The organism is Streptomyces sp. 1222.5, from assembly GCF_900105245.1.
Classification (GTDB): domain Bacteria; phylum Actinomycetota; class Actinomycetes; order Streptomycetales; family Streptomycetaceae; genus Streptomyces; species Streptomyces albidocamelliae.
Window position 1 is genome coordinate 1,694,520 of the sequence record NZ_FNSZ01000001.1, and the last position, 26,854, is coordinate 1,721,373.

Here is a 26,854-nt window from a genome sequence, read left to right on the forward strand (position 1 = left end):
CCCGCGCCTCACCGGACCCCGTCGCGACCCCGGTCCTCCGTCACGACCGCCGGTCGTCCGTCCCCGTCACCGGCCTCCGCTGTCCCACGCGCCCCGCTTCCAGCGCCTGCTGTGCCTGGGCCACCAGTCCGTCCGCCCCGCACGCCCGGGCGAGGTCCAGACCCCGTTCGAGCTCCGCGACGGACCGCGCGGCGATGCCGTACTCGACACGTGCCGCCGCGTGTTCGTACTGGCAGGGTGAGGCCTCCAGGTAGGTGACCGCCTGGGCGGCGAGGGCGACCGCGCGCGGTCCGCTCGCCAGAGCGGCGGCGCAGCGCAGGGCCTCGCCGATGGCGGTGTCCGTGCCGAACCGCTCGGCCTGGCGGCGGGCGTCGGCCGCGAGCTGGGCGGCACGGGCCGGGTCCTGACCGGCGAGGGCCTTGGCCAGGTCGATGGACCAGGGCGCGAGGACGGGGTTGTGGCCGCCCCGGGAGGCCGCCGTCTTCTCTGCGGCCTCCAGTTCGTTGACGCCCTCCTCGGTACGGCCGACGGCGAGCAGCAGCCTGCCGCGCACGGAGCGGACGTCGGGCAGCACGATCGTGGACGGGTAGGGCGGCCCGAAGCCGTACTCCTCGGCGATCGCCCAGGCCTCCTCGACCCGGCCGCGGGCCAGCAGGGTGTCGACGAGTCCGCAGGTGGAGGACCAGTACAGCGGCAGGCCGCGGCCGACGCGTTCGGCGAGCACCAGGCCCTCGCGCAGGGTGGTCTCGGCGTCCTTCAGCCGGCCCTGCCTGCGGTAGGCGAGTCCGAGGAAGGCGTTGGCCAGGGAGAGATGGCCGCCGCGCCAGCCCGCGCCGGTGTAGACCCGGCGGGCCTCCGCGAAGAGGCTCTCGGCACGGTCGAGCCGGTCGGCGTAGGCGTACGCGCTGCCCAGCATCATCAGCAGTTCCATGCCCCACTCGGGGTCGGTCCAGCCGAGTCCCGGCGCGAGGCGGCCGTTGACGAGGGCCCGGTCGCACAGTTCGAGGACCCCGGCGGCGCTCTCGCCGTGGGTCATCGCGTCGAAGCCGCGCAGGATCAGCAGGGCGCGTTCGGCGTTGTCGCGGCCCGAGCAGGTGCGGGCCAGTTCGGCGAGACCGCGGGAGCGGGCGGGTGCGACGGTCTCACCGTGGATGTTCTCCCACATGTACTGGAAGGCCTGGAGCCGCATCCGGACGGGGCCCGTGTCGTGCCGGGAGGCCTCGGCCTCGACCGTGCGGACGGCCTCCTCCAGCTGGTCGTTGTGGAGCAGCGCCTGGGAGAGGCGGACGACGGCGTCCACCCGCTCGTCGTCGTCGAGTCCGGGCGTGCCGAGCGCGCTCTGGAGGTGGTCGATGGTGACGGCGGGCGCGGTCAGCAGGGTGGCGCAGCCCAGTTCGTAGAGGACGTGCGCGTGCACCTCGGGGCGCGGCGGCTCCGCCAGGGCGCGCTCCAGGCAGCGTCGGGCCGCGTCCGGGGCGCCGACGGAGAGGTTCTCGCGGGCGGCCTCGCGCAGCTGCTCGACGAGTTCCTCGTCGTCGTCCGGGTGCACCTTCAGCAGGTGCCGGGCGGCCTCGACGGCGCCGCGGCCGAGCTCGGTGATGATCTGGGCGGCGACGCCGTGCATGGCGGTGCACACGCCGGGCGGGATGGAGTTGTAGACGGCGGTGGCGATCAGCGGGTGGACGAACTCCAGCTCGCCCTCCTCGCGTTCGGTCCCGGAGTCGGGGTCCGGCGCGGTGAGGATACGGGCGCTGCAGAGGAGTTCGGCGCAGTGGCGGGCGATGTCGACGTTCATGGTGGCGAGGCGGGCGACCATGTCGACGGTGATGCCGGTGCCGAGGATGGCGGCCGCCCAGGCGAACCGGGTGGCCTCCAGGCCGAGGCCCTTGAGCCGGTCGACCAGTCCGCCGCCGCGCGCGGAGCGGTTCAGGGCGCGGAGCTCCCCGGCCCCGGCCTCGACCGGCTGGAGTTCGCTGTCCCGCACCTTGGCGAGGAGTTCGACGGTGTCGTAGAGGTTGCCCGCGGTGACGGCCCAGACCTCGCGGCAGAACGCGTCGTCGGCGTGCCGGCCGACGGTGGCGCGGGTGAGTCCCGCGATGGCGGCGGGGGTGAGGGCGCTGAGGTTGGTGACGGGGCGGGCCGCCGCGGCGGCGACGGCTTCGAGGTGGCGTGCGCTGTCCCCGCTGACCTCGCCGGGCCGGCGGGCGACCACGACGAGGACGGAGACGTCCCGCACGCACTCGGCGAACGCGGCCAGCCAGCGCAGGGTCTCCTGGTCGGCCCAGTGCGCGTCGTCGACGAGCAGCACGAGCGGCCATTCGCGGCGGGCGAGGCGGCGCACGGCGGCGACGAGTCCGTCGCAGACGTACTGCGGATCGGGGTTGCCTTCGCCTGGATCGGCTATGCCCAGGGCGGGGCCGGCGATGTCGTACCAGTCGCCGAGGTACTCGCGGGCCTCCTCCGGCAGGAGGGACAGCAGCGCGGGCTGGAGCAGCTGCCGCACCACGTTGAACGGAACGGACCTCAGGGTCTCCGCTCCGCGGGCCGTCCAGACCGTGCAGCCACGGCGTTCGGCGATGCGACGCGTCTCCGCGAGCAGCGCCGTCTTGCCGAGCCCGGCCTCGCCGCGGAAGACGAGCAGGCCGCCCGCGGACGACTGGTCGGCGCACAGGAGGTCGAGTGCCTGTGCGACGGTGTCGATCTCCGCTTCCCGCTCCCACAGGGAAGCCGAGGCGGCCGCCGCCGGCCGTCCCTCCGTCATCCCGTTACCTCCCCAGGTCGCCCGAATGTCGTACAGACCACGAGCGTAGCCGTCCGGTGGGATGTGTGGTGGCCGGTCGGGACACCTGTTGCCCCGCCGGGTGAAAGTGGGTGCGCCCGGACGACGCGCGCCCGGCCGGACCAGCCGGTCAGCAGCGGACGGAGCGTCAACATTGGTGGAGACCAGGCCGGTTCCCGGCAGCCGCGCGAGGACGCGCGGGCCGACGGTGCGCGCGGTGGCCGCGGGGTCGGTGGGAAACCTCGTGGAGTGGTACGAGTTCGGCGTCTACGGCTTCCTGGCCACCGTGCTCGCCGACCGGTTCTTCGCTCCGGCGGGCGACGGAGGCGCCGGGGCGCTGGTGCGGACGTACGCCTCCTTCGCACTGGCGTTCTTCTTCCGGCCGCTCGGCGCGTGGGTGTTCGGCAGGCTGGGCGACCGGTTCGGGCGGCGGCCGGTGCTGATCGGGGTGGTGGCGCTGATGTCGGGCGCCACCGCGCTGATCGGCGTGCTGCCCACGTACGGCACCGTGGGAGCCCTCGCGCCCTGGCTGCTGACCTCGCTGCGGATCGTCCAGGGGCTGGCGGCGGGCGGTGAGTTCGGCGGTGCGGTGGCTCTGCTGACGGAACTCGCCCCGCCGGGCCGGCGCGGTCTGTACGGGGCGTGGCAGTCGTTCACGGTGGCGCTGGGGCTGCTCGCCGGGGCGGGGGTGACTGCGGTGACGGCGACGGTGCTCACCGGCGCGCAGTTGTCCGCGTGGGGGTGGCGGCTGCCGTTCCTGCTGGCGCTGCCGCTGGGGCTGGTGGCGCTGTGGCTGCGGGCGGGGCCGGCCGGCAAACCGCCGGCGGCGGAGCGCGGGGCGGGGCCGCGGGAGCCGGCCGTGCGGCTGGGGTGGCGGGCGCCGGCGCTGGCGGCGGCGCGGGTGATGGGCTGGTCGGCGGCCGGCTACACCTTCCTGGTGGTGCTGCCGTCGTACCTGCAGCTCGCGCTGCACGCGGACATGCGGCACGCGCTGTTCGCCGCGGTGCCGGCGAACGCCGGGTTCGCGGCGGCGATCCTCCCGGCGGGGCTGCTCAGCGACCGGGTCGGGCGGCGGCCGGTCCTGCTCGCGGGGGCCGTACTGGTGGTGGTGACGGCGCTGCCCCTGCTGCGCCTCCTCCAGGATCCGGGCGTCTCGGGCACGGCCAAGGGCTGGGCCCTGGCGGCGGCGGGCGCGGTCGTCGGGCTGATGGCGGGACCCGGGCCCGCGCTGCTGGCGGAGATGTTCCCGAAGCGGGTGCGCTGGACGGGACTCGGTCTCGCCTACGCCCTGTCGAACGCGCTGTTCTCCGGCTGCGCGGGTCTGGTGGTGACCGAGGCGGTGCGGCGGACCGGGAACCCGGACGTGCCCGCCTTCTACGCGGCGGCGGCCTGCGCGGTCAGCGCCGTCGCCCTCATGGGACGTTCCAGGGAAGAGGTGAGCCGGTCGTGCTGGTGATCGGACTGATGTCGGGTACGTCGTACGACGCCGTCGACGCCGCGGCGGCCGAACTGCGGCTCGACGGGACCACGTTGGCGCTGCGGCCGCTGGGGATGGTGAGCACCTCCTACGACGACGGCCTGCGGGCGTCCCTCGCGGCGGCGCTGCCGCCGGCCGCCGTGCCGCTCGCGGAGGTGTGCCGGCTGGACACCGGCATCGGTCGGGCGTTCGCGGCGGCGGCCGTCCGGGCGAACCGTGAAGTGTGCGGGGGCCGGGCGGAGTTGGTGGCCTCGCACGGGCAGACGGTGTTCCACTGGGCGGAGGGCGGCCGGGTCCACGGCACGCTCCAGCTGGGACAGCCCGCCTGGATCGCGGAGGCGACCGGTCTGCCGGTGGTCGCCGACTTCCGGGCGCGGGACGTGGCGGCGGGCGGCCAGGGGGCGCCGCTGGTGAGTCTGGTGGACCTGCTGTGGCTGCGGGGCAGACCGGGCCGGCCCGTGGCACTGAACATCGGCGGCATCGCCAATGTGACGGCCCCCGACGGGACGGCCTTCGACACCGGACCGGGCTGCGCGCTGCTGGACGCGGCGGTCCGGGAGTTCAGCGGGGGGCGCCTCGCGTACGACGCGGACGGGGCGCTGGCCGCGCGCGGCGAGGTGGACGGGCGGTTGCTGCACCGGCTGCTCGGGGAGCCGTACTACGCGCTGCCGGCGCCGAAGACGACCGGCAAGGAGGTGTTCCACGCCGGGTACCTGCGGTCGGCCGGGCTGCTGGACGGTGTGCGTACCGAGGACGTGCTGGCGACTCTCACGGTGCTGACGGCACGGACGATCGCGGACGCGGTACGGGCCGTCGGCGCCACCGAGGTCGTCGCGTCGGGCGGCGGCATGCGCAATCCCGTACTGGCCGGGACGCTCCGGGACCTGCTCGCGGAGATCCCGGTGCGCGCCTCGGACGAGCTGGGGCTGCCGGCCGCGGCGAAGGAGGCGTACGCCTTCGCGGTCCTGGGCTTCCTGACCGCGCACGGCCTGCCGGCCACGGACCCCCGCAGCACGGGCGCCCGCCACCCCAGCGTGCTCGGCTCCCTGACCCCGGGCACCGACGGCTTCCGCTGGCCGGCGCCCGTTCCGCACCCACCGCGACGGCTGGTGGTCGAGACCCTGGAACGGGCTACGGCGAACGGCACCCCGCTCGGGAGCCGGTGACGGCGAGGCGGCGCCCCGCTCGGGGCCGGTCCCGATGGGCGGCGCCGAGCCCGAAGGGCCGGTGGCCCGGCGCCGGGTGACGCTGAGCGGCGCCCGGCCCTGGCGGCGATGACGGCGAGGCGGCGCCGACCCCCAGCGGCGGGGTGACGGCGAGGCGGCGCCGAGCCTCGTCGCCGGCTGGCCCCCGCGCGACGCCCGGCCCGGACCCCGCACGGCACCGTCGGCGGCACCGGGGCGGAACGCCGGGCGGCGCCGGGGCCGAACGGCCGGTGACGCGGACGGTGACGAACGGTCCGCGCGGGCCCGTGATCGGGCTGAGCGGCGGCAGAAAGGCGCGGGTGACGAAGAAAACCGTGCCGAAATGTTCCGGTCCGTGCGATTGGCGCCGGATCCTCTCATCCCGCTTTCACCGTCGCCTCTTACGGTGGGGACATGACGCAGGTGACTCCTCCCGGGTGGTACCCCGACCCCGGGCAGACGAATGACGGTCCGCCCACCGAGCGCTGGTGGGACGGCAAGGCCTGGACGGACCAGATCCGCCCCGCCGGGACGGCCGCCGCCTGGGGTCCCCCTCCGCACCAGACCTACCCGGCCGGCGCGCCGTCGGCGCCCGCGGGGTACGCCGCGTACCCGGGGCATCCCGGGTATCCGGGGTATCCCGCCCAGCCGGCGACCGGGTCGCGGCGCGGTCTGCGCACCGGCATAGCCGTCGCGGCGGCGGTCGCGGTCCTGACGTGCATAGGTGTCGGCGTGTACGCCCTCACCAAGGGCGACGACGGCGGTGACCGCGCCGGGTCCCAGCAGGGACAGTCGGGCGGGCAGGACGGCGGCCGGGGCGGGCCGTTCGGCGGGTCCGGCGGCGGCTCGGGCGGCTCCGGCGGCTCGGGCGGCTCCGGGGGTTCCGGTGGCCCGGGTGGCGAGTCGCCCTCGCCGGGCGGAACCGCGGTGCCCAAGGTCCAGGGCGGCGGCACGGTGCCCGACCCGGTGAACGGCATCAGCATGCCGGTGCCCAAGGGCTGGACCGGGTCGACGATCAGCGCCGGTGTGCAGGTGACCTCCGACAACTCCTACAAGTGCCCGGGCAACAGCGCCCAGACCTGCACCGCGGGCGGCGCCTACAGCGCGCCGGCGGTGGCGCTGGGGATCAACGCCGGCACCCCGGAGAAGGCCGCCAAGGCGGACATCGCCGCCAACGCCAAGCAGTCCTACGGCGGCACCACGTACGGCAGCATCACCTCGCACAAGGTGCTGGCGTCCGAGGCCGTGACCGTGGCCGGGCAGAAGGGCTACCTGGTGCGCTGGAAGGCGGTCACCAGCAAGGGCGCGGACGGCTACGTCGAGTCGGTCGCCTTCCCCTCCCCCAACGACGCCAAGCAGATCGTGGTCGTGCGGTTCGGCGTGGACGTCGGCCAGAAGGTGTCCGTGATCGACGAGATCCTCGGCGGCATCAAGGTCTCGTCCGGCGGCGGGAGCGGCCAGAACGTCTGACCGGCACCCCCGGGACCCGGCGGAACGGACCCGGCGTCCGGCCCGGCCGCGGGGCAGGTGGAAGCAGTCGGCCGGGTGGGACGCCCCTCCGCTCAAAGGGGGGTCCCACCCGGCCGGGGGGTGCGCGCCGCCCCCGTCCCCACGGTGCGGCGCGAGCAGGTCGCCGTTCTGTCATCCCGTGAACGGCGGCCTGGGTCCTCAGGTCAGTCCGAGCGCGGGCAGCACCGTGGCCTCCACGAACCGGACGAGGTAGTCGGCGTCGGCGTACTGACCGCTGAGCACCGGCCGGACGCGCAGCACGCCGAACATCATGGCGGGGATGTACTCCAGCGCGAGGTTGGCGGCGGAGACCTCGCCCCTGGCCACGCCCCGGTCGAGGATCTCCCGGAGCGCGGCGATCTCGGGGTAGACGAGCGCCTCGCGCAGCGCCTGCGCCAGTTCCTGGTCCGCCGTCACGGCATGCCCGAGCGCCTGCATCAGCCGGGCGTCCTTGCCGGACCAGTCGCCCGCGGCGCGCGCGGCCTGGCGCAGGTCCTCGGCGAGCGAGCCGGTGTCGATGCCGGCGAAACGCACCCGGCGGCTGGCGCGCAGCGCCGCCGCGACGAACTGGGGCTTGGTCTTCCACTGCCGGTAGAGCGTGGACTTGCTGCAGCGGGTGCTGGCGGCCACACCCTCCATGGTCACGGAGTCGTAGCCGCACTCACGGATCTGCTCCAGCACGGCGTCGAAGAACTCCCGCTCACGCTCGGGCGTGAGTTTGGAGCGGCGCGAGGCGTTGACCGTCTCCGGTCCGTCCGCGGCCTGCGACGTCATGCGGCACTTCCCCTCACTCGTGTACGGCGCTCGTCCCGTGCGGCCCGCTGAAGCCCGGCTCCAGCGGTGCCCGGGACGCTGACTCCAGTGTGTCGCACATCAATCGATACGCAAGTGTACCGGTACTCGAGCGTATCGGTACACTGGCGTATCGGTACAGTGTCGTATCGGTACTCACTCGTATCGATGAGACCGACGTGCCTCGGGGTCCGCCCGGGGGCCCGCGCACCACCGAACGCACCACCACACGCACCACCGTCAGCGAAGGGGCCGGGGGATGAATGCCCGAACCGAGCCTGCAGAGGCCCAAGCGGAGCCGGACGCCACCACACGCCCGGCACTGATACGTGAGTTTCTGCTGGTGGCGGGGCTCTTCCTCGTCTACAAGCTCGGACGGCAGCTGGCCACCGGCCATACCCGCGAAGCCTTCCGCAACGCGCGTGACGTGTGGGACCTCGAACGGTCGGCGCACCTCCCGGACGAGACGTCCGTACAGTCCGCACTGCTGGACGGCGACGGCCTCGTCCACCTGGCGAACACCTACTACGCGACCGTCCACTTCCCGGCCACGCTGGCCTTCCTGGTCTGGCTCTACCTCAGGCGGCCCGCGCACTACCTATGGGCGCGCCGGGTCCTCGCGGCGGTCACCACGGCCGCCCTGGTGCTGCCGTTCACCTTCCCGCTGGCCCCGCCGCGGATGCTGACCGGCACCGGCCTCGTGGACACCGCCCGGATCTACGGCCCGTCCGTGTACGGCCCGCCGTCCAGCGACCATCTCTCCAACCAGTTCGCGGCGATGCCCTCGCTGCACTTCGGCTGGGCGCTGATGGTGGCGGTCGGCCTGATCGCGGCCACCCGGTCCCGGTGGCGGTGGCTGTGGCTGCTGCACCCCCTGCTCACCCTGCTGGTGATCGTGGGCACCGCGAACCACTACTGGCTCGACGCGATCGTCGCGACGGCGATGCTCGGCCTCGCCCTCGCGGTGATCCACCCGCCCCGGCGGACGGCCACCACGGCCGGGCGCGGCACGGACCGGCTCGCCCCCAGCACCTCCGTCCTGGTCGGAGCGGGCCGATGAGCGCCGCCGCCCTGGCCGCCGTGGGCCTGTCGCTGATCTCGGCCGTCGCCTACGCGCTGGCCGCCGTCGCCCAGGAGCGGCTGGCCGGCCGCGGCGCCGGCTCGAGCCTGGTGCGCCTGCTGGGCACCGGCGCCTGGTGGGCGGCGGTCGGCCTGAACGCGGCCGCGGCCCTGCTGCACGTCGTCGCCCTCAAGTACGGCCCGTTGACGCTGGTCCAGCCGCTGGGCGCGCTCACCCTGGTCGCGGCGGTGCCGCTCGGGGCGCGGGCGGCCGGGCGGCGGGTCAGCACGGCGGAGTGGCGCGGTACGGCGCTGACGCTGCTCGGGCTGGCCGCGCTGCTGGTCACCGCCTCGGGCCCGGCGCCCGCACGGGTGCTGTCCCTGACCGAGGCGCTGGCGGTCGCCGGTACGACGGCTGCCGCGATCGGCCTGCTGTCCCGGCCCGGCGCCCGGCCGGGCCTGCGGCACGCGACCGCGTCCGGGTTCGCCTCCGGTGTCGCCTCCGCACTGACCCAGACGGTGACCGTGGCGGCGACCGACCGGACCGGCCCGGTGCTCGGGACCGAGGTGGTCGTGGTCGCGGTGCTCGTCGCCGCGTTCGCCGTGGGCGGGCTGCTGCTGTCGCAGACGGCGTACCGCGGCGGGCTCGGCGCCCCCCTGGCCGTGGTCACCCTCACCAACCCGGTGGCCGCCGCGGTGATCGGCCTCACCCTGCTCGGGCAGGGCCTGCGGGGCGGCACGGCCGGCGTGCTGCTGGCCCTGGCCGGGGCGGCCCTGGCCGCCAGGGGCGTACTCCTGCTCACCCGCACGGCCCCCGGACCACCCGCCGGTGCCGCACCGCCCGGCGCGCCCGACGGCTTCGACGCGGAGGGGCACGAGGAGCACCCGGTCGCGGCCGTGCTGGCGCTGCAGTCCCGGAAGGCCGCCGCGGAACCGGCGCTGGTACCGCGGCAGCCGGAGCAGCCGGGGCATCTCACCGCCCTGTGACCACAGACGTCGGCGGCCGGTGCCGCGGGAGTCCCGCGCGCACCGGCCGCCGACGCCGTACCGTCCTCGGGCCGCCGATCAGCCCCAGCCGCGCGCGTCCTGCTTGAGCGCGGTGTCGACCGTCAGGGCGGTCGCCACCACGAGGCTCAGCAGCGGCTCGGGCAGCTGGTAGTGGATCTGCAGGACGTAGTTGTCCGCGGTCGTGAACAGCGTCTTGGCGAGGCCTTCCCAGGTCTTGGTGATCCGGGCGACCTCGTTGTCCGCGTGGTCGACGATCGCGAAGTTCCAGGCCCGCCAGTTCTCCGCCTTGATCGCGCCGACCTGCTGGCCGTTCACCATCATCGCGAAGTTGATCTTGCCGATCATGTTCTTCTGGACGATCTCGCCGATCGGCGCGCCGTCCGGGCGGCTCACGATCACGCGGGACTTGAAGATCTTCGCCGGCCGGGTCAGCAGCAGCTGCGGCTGGCCGTAGGCGTCGCGGATCTCCAGCTTGTGCGTCATGAACTGGTCGAGGCTGGAGACGAAGCGCAGGATCTTCTTCAACGCGCTCTGCCCGACCTGGGTGACCGAACCGAGATCGCGGCCGTTCTGATCCATGACCTTGTACTCGTTGGTCAGCTCGATCAGCTTGGCCTTCTGGTTCACGACCAGGACGGGCTCGGTGAACAGGGTGCCGCCGCCGGGGCCGCCGCCCTGCACACCGGCCTGCTTCTGCACCTGACGCTGCACCTTGGCGTCGGGGCCCTGCGGCTGGGGCGGGATGTGGGCGGCGGGCTGCTGCGGGGGAACCTGGCCGGCGGCCTGCTGCGCCGGGTTGGTGTGGTCGGTCCACTGCGTGCCGTCCCAGTAGCGGAGCGTCTGCGCCGCCCCGTGCGGATCCGGGTACCAGCCTGCAGGAGTGTTCGATTGCGTGGTCACCGGGGCACACTACCCTGATGTGACCGGTACCTGACCAGTCCGCACGGAGCGGTGTTCATCGCCCGTTCACCCCGTCACGATGGCCGGGTCGCTGACGCCGGGCAGGCCGTTCTCGACGTGACCGGCGAAGCCGCGCAGGAACGCCGCGTCGGCGTCCGTGGTGACCGTCAGGTCGTACCAGCGCTTGCTCGCCGCGAGGCCGAAGGTCTGCTTCACGGTGGCCCCGGACCGCACGGTGACCGTGACGGGGCTGCCGCCGTAGCCGTTCGCGACCTTCAGTGTCACCGTGCCGGAGCCCTTGTTGGTGAACGTGAGCTCCACCCCCTCACCGGCGTGCCGGGCGGTGACCTCGGGTCCCTTGACCTTGTTGCGTCCCTTGAAGACGCGCAGGAAGCCGTTGGGGCCGTGCACGGCGAGGTCGTAGGAGCCGCCGGAGTAGGCCGAGTTCCAGGTGTCGGAGAGGGTCTTGCCCGCCTCGGTGGTGTAGCTCCACGGGCCGTCGGTACGGCTGTTGGAGGTGACGAGGAAGGCCGCGCCCGCCTGCGCCCCCGAGGCGAAGGTGAGCGTGAACTTCCCGGCCGCGGTGTCCGCCGAACCGTCCACGACGGGGGCGTACTTCAGCGGGCGGGTGGGCCGGCTGCCGCGTTCCTGCCTGGGCAGGGACGGATTGGCCGGCGGGGTGGGCACGTAGTCGGGGTGGCGGACCCGGTCCGGCGGCTGGTAGCCGGCCGTGGACGGCAGCGCGACCGGCGCGCTGTCCTTGCGGGAGAAGTCGAACGCGCTGGTCAGGTCGCCGCAGATGGCGCGCCGCCAGGGCGAGATGTTGGGCTCGTGCACACCGAAGCGGCGCTCGATGAACCGGATGACCGAGGTGTGGTCCAGCGTTTCGGAGCAGACGTAGCCGCCCTTGCTCCAGGGGGACACGACGAGCATCGGCACCCGCTGGCCGAGCCCGTACGGACCGGCGACGTGGCCGGCGTCGCCCTTGAACAGGTCGAGCGAGGCATCCACCGTCGACCTGCCCTGGGCGGCGGAGGCCGGCGGGAAGGGCGGGATGACGTGGTCGAAGAACCCGTCGTTCTCGTCGTAGGTGATGAACAGCGCCGTCTTCGCCCACACGTCGGGGTTGGAAGTGAGCGCGTCGAGCACCTGCGCGACGTACCAGGCGCCGTAGTTGGCAGGCCAGTTGGGGTGTTCGGTGAAGGCCTCGGGCGCGGCGATCCAGGAGACCTGCGGCAGCCGGTCCGCCTGCACGTCGGCCTTGAGCTGGTCGAAGTAGCCCTCGCCCTTGCGCGCGTCCGTGCCGGTGCGGGCCTTGTCGTACAGCGGGTCGCCGGGCCGGGCGTTGCGGTACTGATTGAAGTAGAGCAGCGAGTTGTCGCCGTAGTTGCCGCGGTAGGCGTCGTTGATCCAGCCCCAGCCGCCGTTCGCGTCGAGGCCGTCGCCGACGTCCTGGTAGATCTTCCAGGACACCCCGGCCTGCTCCAGGCGCTCGGGGTACGTCGTCCAGCCGTAGCCGGCCTCGTCGTTGCCGAGGACCGGGCCGCCGCCCTTGCCGTCGTTGCCGGTGAAGCCCGTCCACAGGTAGTAGCGGTTGGGGTCGGTGGAGCCGATGAACGAGCAGTGGTAGGCGTCGCACACGGTGAAGGCGTCCGCCAGCGCGTAGTGGAACGGTATGTCGTCGCGGGTGAGGTACGCCATCGTCGTCGCGGACTTGGCGGGCACCCACTTGTCGTACTTGCCGTTGTCGAACGCGGTGTGCCCGTCGTTCCAGCCGTGCGGCAGGTCCTGGATGAACGCGAGGCCGAGGTCGTCGGCGTCCGGGTGGAAGGGGAGGACGTCCTTCGTGCCGTCGGACTGCTTCCAGACCGACCTGCCGTTCTGAGTGACCGGGCGCGGGTCGCCGAAGCCCCGGACTCCCCTGAGCGAACCGAAGTAGTGGTCGAAGGAGCGGTTCTCCTGCATCAGCACGACGATGTGCTCGACGTCGTCCACCGAACCCGTCCGGTGGCGGGCGGGCAGGGCCGCCGCGCGCTGGATGCTGTTGGACAGTGCCGTGAACGCCGTCGTGGCACCCGCGAGTTGCAGAAATCGCCGCCGATTGACTTCGGGCATGAGTGAGGATCCTCTCGTCCTGACGTACGCGACACCGTCAGATGACGGAATCTGCGCGCAGCGAGTGTTCCAAGAGCAGCAAACGTCAGGGAAGGGTCGGGTGGCGCCCGTGTGAAACTCGGCGGTCCGTGCGGTGCCGTGACCCGTCCCGCCGGCCGCGGTCGGACGGACCGCGGCCGGCGGGACGGGCCGGCCCCGGGGCCGGGCCGGTTCAGCTGATGAAGGAGCCCGGGGCGCAGGCGCTCGACGCCACCCACACGTGCGACATGATGTTGTCGTTCATGTTCCTGCCGTTGGTGAAGCTGTTGCGGCCGAGGTTGTCCACGTACAGCTCGCCCGGCTTGAGGCAGCCGTAGGCGTCGGACGGGTAGTCCGCGTAGTAGTAGAAGGCCACGACGTCCTTGCCGCCGACGTAGCCGCTGTTCATGACGGAGGAGGCGGCGTTCGCGTCGCTTCCCGTGAACGGGCCGTACAGGTCGGCCCAGTTGGAGTCGTTGCCCGCCGTGACGCCGAGCAGCTCGCCCTGGCAGTCGGCGTCCCGCCAGGCGCGGACGTTGCCGTCGCGGCCCGGCCACTTGGCGTTGCAGCCGCTCGCCGCGTGGGCGGACGCGGGGAGGGCGAAACCGAGGGCGGCGAGGCCCAGGGTGACCACGGAGACGGCCAGCTTGCGCATGATGCTTCCTTTTCTGCCGGTGACGGCTGGTGAGAGAGCGGATGGTGAAGTCCGCGCGGTGGCGCGGGGCTCGTGGGGCGGGCGACGGTGGCCCGCCGGGCGGTGGGATCGGGCACGCACGCCGGGGGCCGGTGGTCAGGCGCGCGGCGGGACGATGCGTTCGGCGCTGCGCAGCGCGGCGAGCCTGCGCTGCCGGTAGGCGTCGAGCGTGGCGCGGTAGGTCTTGGGCAGCCGGCCGAGGTAGTACGCCTCGCGGGCCCGGCCGACGGAGCGCAGGGAGACGGTCCGGGCGCAGGTGGCGTCGGCGACGGCGATGCGGGTCTCGGTGGCGTACGTCCTCGCCTCCGCCGCCCGGTCCTGTCCGGCGGGGTGGTCGCGGGTGGCCTGGCGGGCGGCGTCCGGGTCGGGGTAGGCGTGACCGGCCCGCTCCATGCAGCGCGACCAGGCGTGGACCGCGGTGGTGAACCGCCCGTCGTGCAGCAACTTGCCGACGTACAGCGGCCGGAGGTTGCTCGCGGTCGTGTCCAGCCGGAACCAGGTCGCCGGATCGCCGTACAGCTCCTTCTCGGCGGCGCCGGTGCAGCCGCCGGACCGTTTCGCGACCGTGCCTCCGCCGGGCTCCTCGGTCCGCAGCAGTTCGGCGGTGCGTCCGCCGTCCAGCGCGGTGTCGTAGGCGGCCTTGCGGGCGGCCGGAAGGGCGGCACGGTAGGCGCCGTTGGGGTTGTGCAGCCGGGCCCGTTCCTCCTTGGCCCGGATGCGGCTGCCGTAGCCGTGGGCGCGGGCCCAGGCGACGTCGTCCTGGACGTAGCCGAGTGGCCGGCTCTCCTCCCGTGTCAGCGCCCGGTCCTCCCGGTACCGGAAGCCCTGCCGGGCCATGCAGGTCCGGATCAGCCGCTGTTGGGCGTCCCCGATCCGCAGGTCCTCGGTGTAGGTGAGATCGCGCGCCTGGGCGGGCGCGGCGGGCGGGCCGGCCGTGCCGTCCCGGGCACAGCCGGTCAGCACGAGTGCCGCCGCCGCGGCCACGACGGCCACCTGCGTGACCGTCCCGCGGAGGGCGTCGGTGCGCTTCATCGGCAACTCCTGGGCGTGGGGTACTGGTGGAAGGGGTTGGGTGAGGGGTCCGGCGTGTCCCGGGCCGTGCGGGCCCCGGCCGTGCCCGGGCCGGGCGCGAGGCCGCGGGAGGCGCGCGGGTGGTGCGCGGCACCGTCCCGTCGCCGTGCCCCGTGCACCGGTCGGATGCGCCTCGTGGATGGGCACCGCCTGTGTGCCCTTCGTCCGATAGACGGCCCGGGACGCGCATCCGTATGACAACCGGTCCACGGGTATTTCCGGCGCACCGGCGGGCAGGCGGATCTCGCGGATTTCCGCCGCCGGTCATACGAGTGGCGTCGCGCGGCCGTCTCCCGTACGGGCGGCCCTGTGCCCACCCACCGGATCCGGCCAACTGCCGGAGGAGGGACACGGGTCCGGGCGAGGGCCCGGCACCGGGCACGGGGCGTCCGAGAGCGATCCCGAGCCGCGTTCCGCGAGGGGCCGGATCACGCCAGGTCGGCCCGGCTTCCGGCATGTCCGGAGCGGGTGCGCGGATATCGTTGTCACCCGCCCGCGCGGGGGCGGTCGGGTGAGGCGATCGGGGTTCGATGTTCGAGGTACGTCTGCTCGGTCCGGTCGAGGTGTGGGAGGGCGGACGGCGGGCGCCCCTCGGCGGGTCGAAGCCCCTGGCGGTCCTCGCCGCGCTCGTCGTGCACCTCGGTGAGGTGCTGTCCACCGAGCGGCTCGTGGACTGCGTGTGGGACGAGCGGGCTCCGGCGACGGCGGGCGCCCTGGTCGCCACCCATGTCTCCGCCCTGCGGCGGGCGCTGGCCCGGCTCGGTGCCGCCGAGGTCGTCCGCACCCGTCCCCCCGGTTACCTCGCCGACCTCGCCCCCGCCCAGGTGGACGCCCGCCGCTTCGAGGAACTCCTCGCGGCGGGCCGCGGGGCGGCCGGGACGGGACGGCCGCAGGAGGCGGTGGAGGCGCTCGCCGAGGCCCTCGGCCTGTGGCGGGGCCGGGAGGCGCTGGAAGGGCTCGGCCAGTCGTTCGCGCGGATCGAGTCGGCCAGGCTGGCCGAACTGCGGCTGGTCGCGCAGGAGGAGTCGTTCGGGCTGCTGCTGGAACTGGGCCGCGAGGACGAGACCATCGCCCCGCTCCTCGCGCACGTCGCCGCCCATCCGCTGCGGGAGCGGTCCCGCGGCCAGCTGATGACGGCGCTGTTCCGCACCGGCCGGGTCTCCGACGCGCTGCGCACCTATCGGGACGGCCGTGCGCTGCTCCGGGACGAGCTCGGTATCGACCCCGGTCCGGAACTGCGGTCCCTGCACCAGGCGGTGCTGACCAACGACACCGCTCTGCTCGGCACGCCGTCCTCCCGGCGTACGCCCGGCACCGTGCCGGCACCCCGGGTGCCCCGGCCCGCGGCCGGGGAGGGCGAGGCCACGGTCTCCGCCCCTGGCCGGGTGACCGTCTTCACGCCCGCCCCGTCCCATCTTCCGCCGGACATCGCGGACTTCGTGGGCCGGAGTGCGGAGGTGGCCTGGGCGACCCGGCTGCTGGAGGGCGCCGGGGGCGCCGGCCGGACGGCTCCGCCGATCGGGGTGATCTCCGGCCGCTCGGGCACCGGCAAGACCGCGCTCGCCGTGCACGTCGGGCATCGCACCGCCGAACTCTTCCCGGACGGGCGGCTGTTCATAGATCTGCGGGCGGCGGACGCCACCCCGCTGCAGCCCGCCGACGCGCTCGCCCGGCTGCTGCGGGCCATGGGCACGGACGCGGGAACCCTGCCCGGCAGCCTGGAGGAGCTGACCGGGCTGTACCGCACGCACGTCGGGCACCGGCGGGTGCTGCTCATCCTCGACAACGCCGCGGGCGAGGCCCACGTACGGCCGCTGCTGCCGCCCGGCGCCGGTTCGGCCGTCCTGGTGACCAGCCGCCGGCGGCTGGTGGCGCTGGAGGGGGCGGCCCATCTGGACCTGTCCGTGCCCGGTGAGCAGGACGCGCTGGAGCTGCTGCGGCGGGTCGCCGGTACCGAGCGGACGGGTGCCGAGCCGGAGCGGGCCGCGGAGATCGTCGCGCTGTGCGGGCGGCTGCCGCTCGCGGTCCGCATCGCCGGGGCGCGTCTCGCGGCCCGCCCGCACTGGGCGCCCGGCCGGCTCGCCGGACGGCTGCGCGACGAACGGCGCCGGCTCAACGAACTCAGCGCCGGTGACCTCGAGTTGCGCTCCAGCCTGGAACTCGGGTACGCCGACCTCGATCCGCCGGAGCAGCGGGCGCTGCGCCGGCTGGCTCTGCTGGGCCTGCCCGACTTCGCGTCGTGGATCGCCGCCCCGCTGCTGGACATCGGTATCGAGGAGGCCGAGGAGGCCGTCGAGCGGCTGGTGGACTGCCACTTCATCGACGTCATAGGAGTCGACGAGACCGGCCGGGCCCGCTACCGCATCCACGACCTGGCCCGCGAACACGCCCACGAGCGCTGTCTCGCGGAGGACGGTGCCGAGGAGCGGGCCGGTGCGGTGCTGCGGCTGGTGGCCTGCTGGCTGGACCTGGCCCGCAAGGCGGCGGCGCGCGGGCCCGGCGGCGCCGCCCGGCACTTCCCGGAACCGGCCGCCGTACGCCCGCTCGACGCGGAGACGGAGGCGTCGCTGCTGCGGCGGCCGGCGGCCTGGTTCGCCGCCGAGCAGGCCGGGCTGCTGGCGGCCGCCGTGCACTGCGCCGACCACCAGCTGCCGCGGGCCGCCCGGGACGTGGCCGGGGCGCTGATGGCCGGATCGGCCGCCCTCTACAACCAGTTCGACGCCTGGTCCCGTTCGCACACGGCGGCCATGGCGGCGGTGCGCCGCGGCGGGGACACCGAGGGCGAGGCCTGGCTGCTCGCCGGCCTTGGGCAACTGCACTACGAACAGGACGACTTCGACACTTCGTACACCTACTTCGCGGACGCACTGCGGCTGTTCGAGGAGCACGGTGGTGTACGGCGGGGGAAGGCGGTGGCCCTGGCCGGTATGGGCACCGCCCGGCGGGAGCAGGCGCGCTACGAAGCGGCGTCGACCCTGCTGCGGGCCGCCCTTGAGTGCTACGGGGCGGGGGACGACCTCGGCGCCCGCGCCCGGGTGCTGTACGGCATCGGGTACGTGCACCGGGAGCTGGGCGAGGACGCCGAGGCCCGGCGGGCGCTGACGGAGGCCCTGGAGCTGTACCGGGCGGCCGCCGACCGGCACGGCGAGGGCCTGACCCTGCGCTCCCTCGCCCTCTGCCACCGTGCCGAGGGCGAACACGCGCAGGCGGAGCGGGTGCTGGGGGACGCGCTGCGGCTCTTCACGGAGCTGCACGACACGTTCGGCGTCATGTACACCGAGCAGTCGCTGGCCAAGGTCGAACTGCGCACCGGCCGTACCGGGCGGGCGGTCGAACGGCTGGACCGCTGTCTGACGGTCGCCCGGGAACGGCAGGACCGGTTCGGGGAGGCGCTGGTGCTGCGCACGCTGGGCGAGGCGCGGCTGGCCGCCGGTGACACCGGCGGTGCCCGCGATCCCCTGGAGCGGGCGTGCGCCATCTGGGAGGAGGTGCGGCTGCCGCTGTGGCGGGCGCGGACCCGGTGGGACCTGGCGGCGGTGTGGGCCGCGGACGGCGACGGGCCGGCGGCCCGGGCGGCCCGCGCCGAGGCGCTGGCGGTGTTCCGCTCGCTGGGCTGCCGGGAGGCACGCGAACGGGAGGCGGACGCCGGCTGACCGGAGGCCGGAACGAGCCCTGCAGAACCCCTGCTCGGCCGCTTGCAGAGAACCTGCAGAGCGGTTGCAGAGGCCCCCGGCAGGCTGTTCGCCGTGACGGACATCATCCCGCTCTCCGACCCGCGGGTCGCCGAGGTCACCGAGCGCGAGTGCGGTGAGCCCCTGGTGGACCTGCGCGACACGTCCGAGCTGCTGCTCGACCGGCGGCAGGCCGACGACACGGGGGCTTACGCCCACCTCAGGTCCGGGGCGCTGCGGCGCCTGGTGCTGGCGCAGGATCTGCTGTCGGCCGGCGTCCGCCTCCTGGTGGTGGAGGGGTACCGGCCGCCGGACCTGCAACTGCGCTACTTCGACAGTTACGCGGATACGCTGCGCCGGAACCATCCGGACGCCGGGCCGGCCCTCATCCGCGAGCTGGCCAGCGCCTACATCTCCCCGCCGGAGGTCGCCCCGCACGTCAGCGGTGGCGCGGTGGACCTGACGCTGTGCACGGCCGACGGCACCGAACTGCCCCTGGGCACGGAGGTGAACGCGACCCCGGAGGAGAGCGGAGGCGCCTGCCGCACCGCGGCGCCCGGTATCGGCGCCGAGGCCCGCGCGCACCGCGGGCTGATGGCGCGGGTGCTGACCGCGGCCGGGTTCGTCAACTACCCCACCGAATGGTGGCACTGGTCCTACGGCGACCGGTACTGGGCGCTCATGCGCCGCGCCCCGGCCGCCCGTTACGGCCCGGCGGCACCGCCTCTCCCGGCCGCGTGACCGGCGGACCCGCGGACCCCACGAGGCGCCGGCCTCCCGTGCCGTACCGCGACGAGGCGGACCGGTACGGCACGGCGGCGGGCGCGCACCGCAGCACGATCGACCGACGGGGGAACATCCATGGACACCACTGGCGGCACCTGCGCGCCGGCGACGCGTGAGCGGGCCGGCGTCGGACCGCGCGAGTTCGACGCCTCCTTCACCGCCGACATGCCCAGGCTGCGCAGACGGCTGATGGCACTCACCGGCAATCCGCACGACGCCGACGACCTGTTGCAGGAGACGTACCTGCGGCTCTCCCGCCGCGCCCACGCCCAGGGTCTCGGGGAGCAGCACCACCCGTACGCCTACACCTGTACCGTCGCGCTCAACCTCCTGCGCGACTCCTGGCAGCACCCCTCACGCCGGGAGCGGGCCACGGACCGGCTGCCGGAGACCGGCTGGGACGGCGGACTCGGCCACTACGAGGCGAACGCCACGGCCCTGGCACTGCTCGGCATGCTCTCCCCGAAGGAGGCGGCCGCGGTGATCCTCGTCGACCTGGAGGGCCTGAGCCACGACTCGGCCGGTGAACGGCTCGGCGCCCACCGCGGCACCGTGCAGCGCAACCGGATGCGGGCGCTGGCCAAGATGCGGGCCGCGCTCACCGCACAGACCCCGGTGCGACGCCCCGACGGGGGTGGGGCGCGGCATCGGCAAGGCACCACGACGGCACCCGCCGTCGCGGCGCACACACCCCCCACCGCCGTCACGCGCGTTGCCGGTGACGGACCGTCGACGAACGAAGGATGTGCTCCTTGACCACCTCGACCGCCCGCCGGTTCCTCGGCCGGGCCTTCGCCACCGCCCTGGCGGCAGCCCTGGCCGCCTGCATCCCCACCGCCGCCAGAGCGGCCTCCGCCCCGCACCACACGCACGCCACCACCTCCTCGGCGCAGGCGAGTTGCGGTGTCCTGGCCTCCGGCGCCTCGGCCACCGCCGAGGCCGCCGTGACCGCGGCCTGCTCCCAGATCGGCGTCTGGTACAGCTGGGGCGGCGGCCACGGGGCCACACCGGGACCGACGTACGGCTACTACGACGGATCCGACCCGGACAGCATGCACGACGACGAGCGCCTGGGCTTCGACTGCTCCGGCCTGATGCGGTACGCCTACTACCGGGCCACCGGCAAGGACCTGCTCAACGGCACGGCGAACGACCAGTTCCACACCTCCAAGGCCGCGGCCCGCTTCTCCGCCGGTCAGGGCACGGGCCCGCTGGTCCCCGGCGACCTGATGTTCTGGGGCAGCGGGCACATCCACCACGTCGCCATGTACCTGGGCGCCGGGCAGATGGTCGAGGCGTACGAGTCCGGCACGCACATCCGGGTCACCCCGGTGCGCACCGGCGGCGACTACGCGGGCGCCGTCCGCATCAACCCCACCGGCGCGCCCACTCCCCCGCCCGCGGACGGCGGTACGGTCTTCGAGACCTGGGGCACGGGGGTGCGTACCCACTCCACGCCGAGCGTGAGGAGCGCCGTCGTGGACACCTTCGCCGGCCCCACGCAGGTGTCGGTGCAGTGCCAGGAGCACGCCGAGACGGTCACGGCGGACGGCTACACCAACGACGCCTGGTCCAAGCTGACCGACGGTTCCTGGCTGACCAACATCTACGTCAAGGGCCCGGCGTGGCTGCCGGGCGTCCCGGACTGCGGTGGTGACAGCCCCGCGCCGCCGAGCGGGGGCAGCAAGGCCCACCAGACGTGGGGCACCGGGGTGCGCACGCACAGCCAGCCGAACGTGAACGCGGCCGTGGTGGACTACTTCGCGCAGCCGACGACGGTCAACGTCGTCTGCCAGACGCACGCGCAGCAGGTCACGGCGGACGGCTACACCAACGACGCCTGGTCCAAGCTGACCGACGGCTCGTGGATCACCAACATCTACCTCAAGGGCCCGGCCTGGCTGACGGACGTGCCCACCTGCTGAGCGAGCGCCCTCCCGGAGCCGGTCCTTCCGGTTCCGGGAGGGCGCGTGCCCAGGGGCCGGTGCCCATGCTCCCGTACGGACGCACACCGGTTCGGAGAAGTCCTCATATGGGGGGATCGAAGGGGTGAACAGCTGTAATATCCCGCGCACATGACACCCGCCGGCCCTTCTTCGCGCCGGTGCGGGAGGGGGAGGAAGACCATGATCCGCACGTGTGCGCTGACACTCGGGGCGATTCTGCTGGCGAGTGGCTGTGGCGGCTCCTCGCAGCACGAGTCGAGTGCCGAGCCCTCCCCGTCCGTGGACGCGTCCACGTCGTCGGCGTCCGGCATCACCTCGGCGACACCGGAGGCCACCGAGTCCTCACCGGAGCCGACCCTCACCTCGGAGGAGCCGGCCGAGGAGCCGACCGCCGAGGAGAGCCCCACCTCCGACCATCTCGGCACCGACGACGGGGAGGACACCACCGACGACGACACCGATCCGGCCGGGGACGGGAGCGTGGACTGCGCCGGTCTGGCCGGCAGCGGGACGTTCACCGATCCGCTGCAACTCGGTTCGCTGGACGGCCCGGTGACCGCCCGGGGCTGCGCTCCGCTGACCCCGGGCTCGCCGTTCAACGTCCGCTACTTCTCGTTCACCCTGTCCGGTTCGCCCGGCTCGAACGCGCACGCCGGGGCGTCCTTCATCCTCACGCAGGACGCGAGCGGCCCGGTGTACCCGGCCATCGTCCAGCCCAACGGGTGGGTCCTCAAGCACAGTCTGGGGTCCGGGTACTGGACCGGGACGGAGCCCGACTTCACCGGCCGGTACCAGCAGATCGGGGATCTGTCGCCGGGCACGTACATCCTGCGCACGGAGAAGCTCGACACCGCGCTGCACTCCATGACCACGCCGTCGTACGACGTCGTCGTGGACCCCGACTCCTCGTCCTACTGAGGCCTGCCGAAGCACTGGCCGATCCCCGCGCGCCGGAGGGCGAGACCGCCGCCTGCCTCGGTGCGGCCCTGCCGTCACGGCGTGCGGAGCGTGTCGTGCGCTTCCTGGGCCTGGCCACCCGTCCCACTCCCGCGGCCCGGCTGGCCGTGCTCGGTGATCCGGCGCGGTCCTGGGGCCTGTCGTCCGCGGAGTGTCTCACCACGGGGCTCGCCGCGGGCCTAGTCTTCACCGACCTCGCCCTGCTGGTCTCCGCCGCGCTGCCCGGCCACACCCAACTCGCCTACGGCGCAGCGGGAATGCTCACAGCACGGGCGGTGGTGGGCAGCCGGCTCACCGGGCGGGCGGCCGGGGACTGAATACGGGACACCGGCACGGTGGACGGGCTGGCGACGGCGCTGTCCCCGACCGAGGTGCCCCCTGGGCGGATACTGCTCCTCGGGCTGGTGCTCGTCGTGGGCGGGGCGCTGTCCGGCCTGTGGTCGACGGCCCTCGCGCGGTCCCTGGGCGCGGCGCCGAGCGGCCCCGTTCCGCGCCCGCCTGCGCGGCGGCGGCCGGCTTGTCCGGGCTCCTGCTGGCGGTACCGCCGGGCAGTTGGTTCCTGTGCGCCCGGCTGACCGCCGCCCTGTCCACCGCGCTGCTGAGGGCGGCCGACCTGCCGTCCGGCTACCGGCGGCCCGAGTCCCCGACCACGCGCCGACCCGCTCCGACCACCCCGTCTGTGTCACCACGCTCAACGGGCTGGAGACCAGGTCCGGTTCCGGCACCGGTGTGGTCGAGGCACGGGCCACCTTCGCGCAGAGCCGGAGCGGTCCCTTCCTCCAGCAGGTGCTCCGCCGGCTGCCGGGGTCCGGAGCACGGCAGGAGCTGCGACGGGCGGTGCGGGTGCTGACCCGCTGCGCCGGGTTCTCCATCGGCCGGCCGGACGGGGGCCACCGGGGACGAGCGGGTGGAAGCGCACGGCCCGGCGGGCATCGGGGACGCGTCGTGGCACGCCACGGTGACCGCGGCCACCGGAACCTTCACCGTTCATGGCGCGGACCGCCGCGTCCCGGGTGCCCTGAGCCCGGGACGCGGCGGCCGAGGCGGTCAGGACGCCAGGTACGCCTCCACCTCGCTGAACTGCCCCGCCGGCCAGCCGGTGTTCGCGCTGACACTCAGGCGCAGGTACCGCAGGTTCGTGCCGCTCGGCAGGGACACGGTCGCGGTGTTGCCGGCCGCGGGGTCGAAGCGGTAGCCCTGGGATCCCACCACCGTGGAGTAGGCCGAACCGTCGGTGCTGCCGAGCACGGTGATCGTCTGTGTGCGGGCGCCCCAGGCCGCGGACGGGGGCAGCTTCAGCACCAGCCGGCGCACCGCGAACGACGAGCCGAGGTCGACCGTCCAGGCCTGCGGGAAGGCGTTGTTGGCGGACTCCCAGTACGAGTTGGCGTCCCCGTCGACCGCCTTGCCCGGCGTGTAGACGTCCTGGGAGCCGGTCGCGGTGGCCGGGCGGCCCTTGGCCAGGTTGCGGCCCGGGTCGGGATCCGGGTTGCCCTGTCCCGGTTGCGGCCAGGTGGAGCAGTCCGTCCAGGTGCTGGACCAGCCGGAGTTGCCGCCGCCGTCGGTGAGGGCGAAGGCCCCGGAGTTCGCCGGGTACGGGCAGTTGTAGACGCCCGCCGCGCCCACCTGGGTGGCGGTGACGTTCTTGAAGGTGGCCGCTCCCTGCGCCTCGGCCTGGACCACGACGGTCCCGGTGTTCCGCACGGTCGCGCCGGTCACATTGACGTTCCGCACCGGATACCCCCGTCCGCCGCCCGAGACGAACTCGAAGGCGCTGTACGGGCTGTCGGTGATCGTCGTGTTGGTGATGTCGACGGTGGCGTTGACGGCGCTGTCGTACGAGTCGACGCGCAGCGCGCCCATCGGGTGGTTCCAGTTGGGGTTCATCGCGCCGGTGCGCACCAGGGTGTTGCCGTCGACGGTGATGGTGCCGGACAGCGGGCTGAAGGGGTCGAGGAACTTCTGGTTGGAGATGGCGATGCCGCTGCCGAGGGCGTTGGTGTCGGAGATCAGGTTGTTCTTCACGGAGATGTCGGTGCCGCCGTATATGGCGATGCCGTTGGCGAGGTTGGGCTGCGAGATCGTGTTGTTCTCGAAGCTGGAGTTCGTGTCCGGGGCGTACAGCGACCACATGGCGAGGGAGTCGTCGCCCTGGTTGCGCAGGAAGTTGTTGCGGACGCGGACACCCTTGGCGGTGCCGTTGAGGTTGAGGCCGTCGGCGGTGGTGTCGAGGATGCGGCTGTTCTCCACCAGCAGGTTGTCGTTGTTGCCGGTCAGCCACAGCCCGACCTTCAGGTGCTGGAGCCACATGCCGGAGACGGACGAGTTCGGGCCGAGGGAGCCGTTGACGAAGTTGTCGGGGCTGGAGTCGACGCGCTCGGTGACCTCGCCGATGACCGCGAAGTCCTTGATGTGGACGTTTCCGGAGGAGCTGGTCTGGTCGATGAAGCGGGAGGTGTGCACGACCGAGTACCAGTTGCCGGCGCCCTGGAGGGTCACGTTCTGCACGCCGTTCAGGGAGGACGTGACGCGGTAGTCGCCGGGCGGTATCCAGACCGTGCCGCCCTGGGCGGCGGCGATGGCGTCCCGGAAGGCCTGGGTCGAGTCGCCGTCGCCGCTGGGGTCGGCGCCCTTGGCGACGACCGACACCGAGCCGGCGGGCTGCGAGGCGGCCGCGGCGACCTGCTCGAAGTCGGCCACGTCGACGGTGACCTGGGTGCCCGTGGACTCGACGGCGACCTTGTCGCCGGCCTGGACGTCCCGGCCGAGCAGGAGACGGGCGTTGTCGAAGAAGTGATGGGTCTTGGCGCCGGCGATCCAGCCGGTGTCGACGTACGAGTACTTGGAGGTCACCGGGAGGGACTTGGCGATCTTCGTACCGTTGACGTACACGTTCAGCGAGCCTGACTGGCCGTCCGGGACGCTGTAGGCGAGGTTCACCGCGTCGGCCGCGCGCGGCAGGGTGAACTCCACCCGCTGCCCCGACGACAACCGGACGGCCTGCCGGCCGGAGGCTTCCGAGGCGAGGGTGCCCTGGGTGTAGTCGGGGCCGATCTTCGTGCCGGTGGTCGTCGCCGCCTCGGCCTCCACGGAGGTGAAGGGGAGGGTGGCGCCCGAGGCGGCGTGCGCGGCCGGGGCGACGGCGACGAGCATGCCTGCGGCGAGGGCGACGACCGCCCCGATGGCCGGCATGCGCCGGAGATGTGCGGCGGTGCTGCTGTGCATGTGCTGATCCCTTCGTGGTGGGGGTGCGTGGGACAGCTGTGCGCGGGCGGCTCAGGCCAGCAGCCAGGCCGCCGTGTCCTGTGGCAGCCGGCCGGTGTCGTCCAGCGGGCCGCTGCTCAGCAGGAGTCGTGAGTGCGCGGGGAGTCCGGCGGGCGTGGCGGCGAGGTTCACCACGCAGATCGCGCCGTCCGCGCGGGAGAAGGCGAGGACGCCGTCGGGGGCGGGCAGCCAGGTCAGGGGGCCGTCGCCGAACACCGGGCGGGCGGCGACGGCCTCGCGGTACAGGGTGAGCACGCTGTGCGGATCGTCCCGCTGCCGGTCGACGGCGTACGACGGCCAGTCCGCCGGCTGCGGCAGCCACGGCTCGTCCCGTGAGCCGAAGCCCGCGTACGGCAGGCCGGCGGCCCACGGCAGCGGTACCCGGCAGCCGTCGCGGCCGGGGTCGGTGCCTCCCGAGCGGAAGTACATCGGGTCCTGGACGCGGTCGCCGGGGATCTCGGCCTCCGGCAGGCCCAGTTCCTCGCCCTGGTAGAGGTAGACCGAGCCGGGCAGGGCCAGGGACAGCAGGGCGGCGGCGCGTGCCCGGCGGGTGCCGAGCGCCAGGTCCGTGGGCGTGCCGAACGCCTTGGTGGCGAAGTCGAAGGCGGTGTCCTCGCGGCCGTAGCGGGTGACGGTGCGGGTGACGTCGTGGTTGCACAGCACCCAGGTCGCCGGGGCGCCGACGGGGGCGTGCTCGGCGAGTGTGGCCTCGATCGAGGCCCGCAGCCGGCCGGCCTCCCAGGGGCAGGACAGGAAGGAGAAGTTGAAGGCGGTGTGGAGTTCGTCGGGGCGCAGGTAGCGGGCGAAGCGTTCGGTGTCGGGGATCCAGACCTCGCCGACGAACACACCGCCGTACTCGTCGGCCACGCGCCGCCAGGAGCGGTAGACGTCGTGGAGTTCGTCGCGGTCGACGAACGGGTGCGGCTCGGGGTGCGCGGCGAGGTCGGGCAGGTCCGGGTCCTTGGCGAGGAGGGCCGCCGAGTCGATGCGGATGCCTGCGACGCCCCGTTCGAACCAGAACCGCAGGATGTCCTCGTGCTCCTGGCGGACGGCCGGGTGCGCCCAGTTGAGGTCGGGCTGCTCGGGGGTGAACAGGTGCAGGTACCAGTCGCCGTCGGGGAGGCGGGTCCACACCGGTTCGGTGGAGCCGGCGAACTGCGACGGCCAGTCGTTGGGCGGGAGTTCGCCGTCCGGCCCGCGTCCGGGGCGGAAGTGGAACAGCTCGCGCTCCGGGCTGCCGGGTCCGGCGGCGAGGGCGGCCCGGAACCAGGGGTGCCGGTCGGAGACGTGGTTGGGCACGATGTCGACGATGGTCCGGATGCCCAGCTCGCCTGCCTCGGCGATGAGTTTCTCCGCCTCGGCGAGGGTGCCGAACGCCGGGTCGATGGACCGGTAGTCGGCGACGTCGTAGCCGCCGTCCTTCATCGGTGACAGGTACCAGGGGTTGAACCAGAGGGCGTCCACGCCGAGTTCGGCGAGATACGGCAGCCGGGCGCGGACGCCCGCGAGGTCGCCGGTGCCGTCGCCGTCGCCGTCGGCGAAGCTGCGGACGTACACCTGGTAGATGACGGCCGAGCGCCACCAGTCAGGGTCGTTCTGGGCATGGGTGGGCTGTCCCACGGAG

The 26,854-nt window shown here is 73.9% G+C and carries 19 protein-coding genes; 11 read left to right on the plus strand and 8 right to left on the minus strand.

Features of this window, described 5'->3' with window-relative positions; all coding sequences use genetic code 11:
• Positions 1-40: 40 nt before the first annotated feature.
• Entirely contained in the window at positions 41-2,761 is a 2,721-nt protein-coding gene (locus tag BLW57_RS07695) for an ATP-binding protein (RefSeq protein WP_093473136.1), read from the minus strand.
• Positions 2,762-2,936: 175 nt separating this feature from the next.
• Between BLW57_RS07695 and BLW57_RS07700 the strand changes: the two genes are divergently transcribed.
• The 3 genes from BLW57_RS07700 (at position 2,937) to BLW57_RS07710 (ending at position 6,910) form a co-directional block, all read left to right on the plus strand.
• Positions 2,937-4,235 carry an MFS transporter gene (locus BLW57_RS07700; RefSeq protein ID WP_256339420.1) on the plus strand — a complete coding sequence of 433 codons (1,299 nt, stop codon included), beginning with the start codon at positions 2,937-2,939 and terminating at the stop codon, positions 4,233-4,235.
• The gene (locus BLW57_RS07705) at positions 4,226-5,422 is read left to right on the plus strand and encodes an anhydro-N-acetylmuramic acid kinase (RefSeq protein WP_093473139.1); all 1,197 of its coding nucleotides are present in this window, start codon (positions 4,226-4,228) and stop codon (positions 5,420-5,422) included. The genes BLW57_RS07700 and BLW57_RS07705 overlap by 10 nt, the downstream gene beginning before the upstream one ends.
• A gap of 432 nt (positions 5,423-5,854) precedes the next feature.
• Positions 5,855-6,910 (plus strand): DUF2510 domain-containing protein, encoded by a 1,056-nt coding sequence (locus BLW57_RS07710; protein ID WP_093473140.1) that lies wholly within the window; start codon positions 5,855-5,857, stop codon positions 6,908-6,910.
• A 198-nt stretch (positions 6,911-7,108) separates the two neighbouring features.
• Here the strand turns inward: BLW57_RS07710 and BLW57_RS07715 are convergent, their stop codons facing one another.
• Positions 7,109-7,723 carry a TetR/AcrR family transcriptional regulator gene (locus tag BLW57_RS07715; RefSeq protein WP_093473141.1) on the minus strand — a complete coding sequence of 205 codons (615 nt, stop codon included), beginning with the start codon at positions 7,721-7,723 and terminating at the stop codon, positions 7,109-7,111.
• Between the two features lie 277 nt (positions 7,724-8,000).
• On the opposite strand from BLW57_RS07715, the gene BLW57_RS07720 reads away from it, so the two are divergent.
• Positions 8,001-8,801, plus strand: coding sequence for a phosphatase PAP2 family protein (locus BLW57_RS07720; RefSeq protein WP_093473142.1), 801 nt, complete (start codon positions 8,001-8,003; stop codon positions 8,799-8,801).
• Complete coding sequence (locus BLW57_RS07725; RefSeq protein ID WP_093473144.1) at positions 8,798-9,787, plus strand: DMT family protein; 990 nt, start codon at positions 8,798-8,800, stop codon at positions 9,785-9,787. The genes BLW57_RS07720 and BLW57_RS07725 overlap by 4 nt, the downstream gene beginning before the upstream one ends.
• A 78-nt stretch (positions 9,788-9,865) precedes the next feature.
• Here BLW57_RS07725 and BLW57_RS07730 read toward each other — a convergent pair whose 3' ends face one another.
• The 4 genes from BLW57_RS07730 to BLW57_RS07745 all read right to left on the minus strand — a co-directional run bounded on the left by BLW57_RS07730 (position 9,866) and on the right by BLW57_RS07745 (position 14,567).
• A complete protein-coding gene (locus tag BLW57_RS07730) occupies positions 9,866-10,708 on the minus strand; it encodes an LURP-one-related family protein (RefSeq protein ID WP_093473146.1) in 843 nt (280 codons plus the stop codon).
• Between the two features lie 66 nt (positions 10,709-10,774).
• A complete protein-coding gene (locus BLW57_RS07735) occupies positions 10,775-12,823 on the minus strand; it encodes a phosphocholine-specific phospholipase C (protein WP_093473147.1) in 2,049 nt (682 codons plus the stop codon).
• A gap of 211 nt (positions 12,824-13,034) precedes the next feature.
• Entirely contained in the window at positions 13,035-13,496 is a 462-nt protein-coding gene (locus BLW57_RS07740) for a hypothetical protein (protein ID WP_093473149.1), read from the minus strand.
• 135 nt (positions 13,497-13,631) lie between these two features.
• On the minus strand, positions 13,632-14,567 hold the full coding sequence (locus BLW57_RS07745) for a hypothetical protein (RefSeq protein WP_093473151.1): 936 nt from the start codon (positions 14,565-14,567) through the stop codon (positions 13,632-13,634).
• A 569-nt stretch (positions 14,568-15,136) separates the two neighbouring features.
• On the opposite strand from BLW57_RS07745, the gene BLW57_RS07750 reads away from it, so the two are divergent.
• The 6 genes from BLW57_RS07750 to BLW57_RS07775 all read left to right on the plus strand — a co-directional run bounded on the left by BLW57_RS07750 (position 15,137) and on the right by BLW57_RS07775 (position 22,283).
• Positions 15,137-18,259 carry an AfsR/SARP family transcriptional regulator gene (locus BLW57_RS07750; RefSeq protein WP_093473153.1) on the plus strand — a complete coding sequence of 1,041 codons (3,123 nt, stop codon included), beginning with the start codon at positions 15,137-15,139 and terminating at the stop codon, positions 18,257-18,259.
• Positions 18,260-18,352: 93 nt separating this feature from the next.
• A complete protein-coding gene (locus BLW57_RS07755) occupies positions 18,353-19,018 on the plus strand; it encodes a M15 family metallopeptidase (RefSeq protein ID WP_093473155.1) in 666 nt (221 codons plus the stop codon).
• Positions 19,019-19,138: 120 nt separating this feature from the next.
• A complete protein-coding gene (locus BLW57_RS07760) occupies positions 19,139-19,819 on the plus strand; it encodes an RNA polymerase sigma factor (protein ID WP_093473156.1) in 681 nt (226 codons plus the stop codon).
• Positions 19,807-20,988 (plus strand): C40 family peptidase, encoded by a 1,182-nt coding sequence (locus tag BLW57_RS07765; protein WP_093473158.1) that lies wholly within the window; start codon positions 19,807-19,809, stop codon positions 20,986-20,988. The genes BLW57_RS07760 and BLW57_RS07765 overlap by 13 nt, the downstream gene beginning before the upstream one ends.
• Before the next feature lie 201 nt (positions 20,989-21,189).
• Complete coding sequence (locus BLW57_RS07770; RefSeq protein WP_093473159.1) at positions 21,190-21,927, plus strand: hypothetical protein; 738 nt, start codon at positions 21,190-21,192, stop codon at positions 21,925-21,927.
• Positions 21,928-22,022: 95 nt separating this feature from the next.
• A complete protein-coding gene (locus tag BLW57_RS07775) occupies positions 22,023-22,283 on the plus strand; it encodes a hypothetical protein (RefSeq protein ID WP_093473160.1) in 261 nt (86 codons plus the stop codon).
• Between the two features lie 730 nt (positions 22,284-23,013).
• On the opposite strand, the gene BLW57_RS07780 is transcribed toward BLW57_RS07775, so the two are convergent.
• Together BLW57_RS07780 and BLW57_RS07785 are read right to left on the minus strand one after the other, a co-directional pair.
• Complete coding sequence (locus BLW57_RS07780) at positions 23,014-25,191, minus strand: galactose-binding domain-containing protein (protein WP_093473161.1); 2,178 nt, start codon at positions 25,189-25,191, stop codon at positions 23,014-23,016.
• A 51-nt stretch (positions 25,192-25,242) separates the two neighbouring features.
• Positions 25,243-26,850, minus strand: coding sequence for a glycoside hydrolase family 13 protein (locus tag BLW57_RS07785; protein WP_093473162.1), 1,608 nt, complete (start codon positions 26,848-26,850; stop codon positions 25,243-25,245).
• Positions 26,851-26,854 lie beyond the last annotated feature (4 nt).

Excerpts from the sequence above, each read along its gene's own strand:
- BLW57_RS07725 (WP_093473144.1), top strand. The coding sequence starts at position 8,798 with ATGAGCGCCGCCGCCCTGGCCGCCGTGGGCCTGTCGCTGATCTCGGCC.
- BLW57_RS07720 (WP_093473142.1), top strand. The coding sequence starts at position 8,001 with ATGAATGCCCGAACCGAGCCTGCAGAGGCCCAAGCGGAGCCGGACGCC.
- BLW57_RS07760 (WP_093473156.1), top strand. The coding sequence starts at position 19,139 with ATGGACACCACTGGCGGCACCTGCGCGCCGGCGACGCGTGAGCGGGCC.
- BLW57_RS07745 (WP_093473151.1), bottom strand. The coding sequence starts at position 14,567 with ATGAAGCGCACCGACGCCCTCCGCGGGACGGTCACGCAGGTGGCCGTC.
- BLW57_RS07710 (WP_093473140.1), top strand. The coding sequence starts at position 5,855 with ATGACGCAGGTGACTCCTCCCGGGTGGTACCCCGACCCCGGGCAGACG.
- BLW57_RS07750 (WP_093473153.1), top strand. The coding sequence starts at position 15,137 with ATGTTCGAGGTACGTCTGCTCGGTCCGGTCGAGGTGTGGGAGGGCGGA.
- BLW57_RS07740 (WP_093473149.1), bottom strand. The coding sequence starts at position 13,496 with ATGCGCAAGCTGGCCGTCTCCGTGGTCACCCTGGGCCTCGCCGCCCTC.
- BLW57_RS07780 (WP_093473161.1), bottom strand. The coding sequence starts at position 25,191 with ATGCACAGCAGCACCGCCGCACATCTCCGGCGCATGCCGGCCATCGGG.
- BLW57_RS07735 (WP_093473147.1), bottom strand. The coding sequence starts at position 12,823 with ATGCCCGAAGTCAATCGGCGGCGATTTCTGCAACTCGCGGGTGCCACG.
- BLW57_RS07770 (WP_093473159.1), top strand. The coding sequence starts at position 21,190 with ATGATCCGCACGTGTGCGCTGACACTCGGGGCGATTCTGCTGGCGAGT.
- BLW57_RS07715 (WP_093473141.1), bottom strand. The coding sequence starts at position 7,723 with ATGACGTCGCAGGCCGCGGACGGACCGGAGACGGTCAACGCCTCGCGC.
- BLW57_RS07695 (WP_093473136.1), bottom strand. The coding sequence starts at position 2,761 with ATGACGGAGGGACGGCCGGCGGCGGCCGCCTCGGCTTCCCTGTGGGAG.
- BLW57_RS07765 (WP_093473158.1), top strand. The coding sequence starts at position 19,807 with ATGTGCTCCTTGACCACCTCGACCGCCCGCCGGTTCCTCGGCCGGGCC.